At 76.3% G+C, this 2,483-nt stretch carries 2 protein-coding genes; both read right to left on the reverse strand.

The window, feature by feature from the left end:
- Positions 1-146: 146 nt before the first annotated feature.
- On the reverse strand, positions 147-1,358 hold the full coding sequence (locus tag L1885_RS27080; RefSeq protein ID WP_235799793.1) for a glycosyltransferase family 4 protein: 1,212 nt from the start codon (positions 1,356-1,358) through the stop codon (positions 147-149).
- A 70-nt stretch (positions 1,359-1,428) separates the two neighbouring features.
- A partial coding sequence (locus tag L1885_RS27085; RefSeq protein WP_235799794.1) for a DUF3344 domain-containing protein occupies positions 1,429-2,483 on the reverse strand: 1,055 nt, incomplete at its 5' end.

Consider the following 2,483-nt stretch of genomic DNA (forward strand, 5'->3'; position numbering starts at 1 on the left):
CGCGGGCCGCCCGGACGCGTCGTGCCCGAGGGGCGCGTGGTCCAGCCCGCGGCCGAACGGCGGCGGGGCGACGCCGACGCGGCCCGCGGTCTGTCCCGCACGCCGCGCGGGGCCCGAAGGCGAGGGAACACTCGTGCTTTCCGTGCTCACTGGGGGATCGGCTCCCTGCGCTGAGGGTGCGGCGCTCCCGCGACCTCGCGGTAGATGCCCGCGACGGCCCCGGCGGTCAGCCGCACGTCGAAAGTGCTCAGTACGTGGTCGTGCGCCTCGCGGCCGAGCGCCGCGCGCCTCGACGGATCGCGCAGCAGCGCGACGACGGCCGCGGCGAGCGCGGCGGGGTCCCCGGACGGCACGAGGCATTCCCCGGCGTGTCCCGGGGGGAGGCTCTCGCGGGCGCCGTCGACGTCGGTGAGGACGACGGGCCGGGCGCACGCCATCGCCTCGAGCGGGGAGAGGGCCATGCCTTCCCAGCGGGAGGACAGCACGACCAGGTCCGCGGCGCGGTACCAGCGCGCGGTGTCCTCGACGGCTCCCGCGAACAGTACGGACGGCGGTGCGGCCGCGCGCAGCGGCGCCGCGTCGGGTCCGTCCCCGACGAGGACGAGACGGGCCCCGGGGACTTCGCGGGTGACGGTGTCCCAGGCGCGCAGCAGCACGTCCTGGCCCTTCTGCCGGCACAGCCGGCCGACGCACACGACGACGGGCGCCGATTCCGCGCCGGGTCCGGCGTCGAGGTCGAGGCCGTCCCTGCCGAGCCCCGCGAGCGGCGGCGGCTCCCCGGCGTCCGGCGGCGGGTGGGGTGTGAAGTGCGCCGTGTCGACCCCGTTGGGGACGACGGCGAACGGGGCGCGCACCCCGGCGCGCAGGCCGGTCGCGCGCTCCGCCTCACTGACGCAGACGACGCGGTCGCTCCACCGGGCCGCCCACCTCTCCCAGCCGCGCGCGGCCCGCGCCATGGCGCCGCCGACGGCCTCGAACGACCAGGCGTGCGGCTGGAAGACCGTGGGCACGCGGCCGCGTGCGGCGAGCCTGCCGGCGAGACCGGCCTTGGCGCTGTGCGCGTGCAGGACATCGGGGCGCACGGTGGCGAGGAGGCGCCCGGCGGCGCGTACCTCGCCGGGTAGGGAGCGCCCCGGCTCGCGGGTGGCATGCCAGGGCAGTACGTCCGCGCCGGCGCGCGCCGCGGCGGGCGCGAGGCTGCTGCCGGGCGGACAGGCCACCACGACGTGGAAGCCGGCCGCCGTCTGGGCGGCGACCAGGTCGCTCACGACGCGCGGCACGCCCCCGTCGGGGGGCTGCACGAGATGGAGTGCGGTGAAGCCGGTGTCGGCCCTGGAAATACCGGACGTCGCACGCACTTCGTTCCACTCTTTCCACTCGTGGACGGGCAAGCCCCGGCGGGACCCCCGGTAAGGGCACCGGTCCCGCTCAGCCCCTGGCTGCCGTCTGTACGAAGAACGCACCGAGCCACAGGGAGTCACGCCCGGCGGTGAATCGAACGCGAAGTGCGTCTCCGCCCCCGGTCAAAGCGGACTTCAGATCGAACACATCTGAGTCGTAGCCACGATTGTTCGCATAAGCGGGTTGTCTCTTGATCCGGTCGACACCGAGATCGGTGATGCTCGAATTCATCGCGTCACCCGATGGGTTGGCCCGGTCGGACAGCGCCACCTGCCGTCCGCCGGCCGCGCGGACGGTGACGGAGTCGCCCGTCACCCCGCGGTCCCCGTCGTAGGCGACGACGCCCAGCCGGCCCGCCGCGCGCTTCGGCACGGCGAGTCCGCGCACGTCGACCGCCACCGACGGGTGCCTGGAGTCCAGCGCCTCGAAGCCGTCCCACAGGGACAGGCGGCGCAGCGGCTCGTCCGCCTTGCGGTAGGCGACGACCAGCGTCCAGCCGCCGAACGCCCCGACGGCCGACCTGCCCCGCGCCACGTCCGCCTGGGCCACCGTGTACAGGCCGGGGCCCGCCTGGCGGACCAGGTCGCTCACGTCCGCCGACGCCTGGTAGACGTCCGCCGCCGCCGTCGCCCGGTGCCCCACGACCGTGTCGGCGCGCAGCTCCCGGTACGAGCCCCCCGGCTCGGCCACCAGCACCCGCCCGGCGTCCGCCGCCGGCTTCTGCTCGCTCGCGAGCAGGTTCCCGCCCCAGTACAGGCGGGCCCGGGTGACGGTGGCGCCGGCCGGGAGGGCCAGTTCGGCGCGCGACGAGTTGTACGTGTTCGGGTCGTCGTCGACGTCGGCGTACCACATGTCGGCGTCCTGATTACCGGCATTGCCGGCATGGTTCGCCTTGCCGGCGTTGGCCGCCCCGGCGGACCCGCTCCCGCCCGGGCAGGCTGTCCTGCAGCGGACGGCCGTGTTGCCCGCGCGCACGAACCCGCCGTGCTGCACGGCCGTGAACCGGGGCGCGAACGGGATGCGGGCCGCCTCGGCCGCCGCGGGCCGCACCGCTGCCGGACCGGGCCGCGCCGGGCCTGCGG

The organism is Streptomyces fuscigenes (assembly GCF_021556455.1).
GTDB lineage: Bacteria > Actinomycetota > Actinomycetes > Streptomycetales > Streptomycetaceae > Streptomyces > Streptomyces fuscigenes.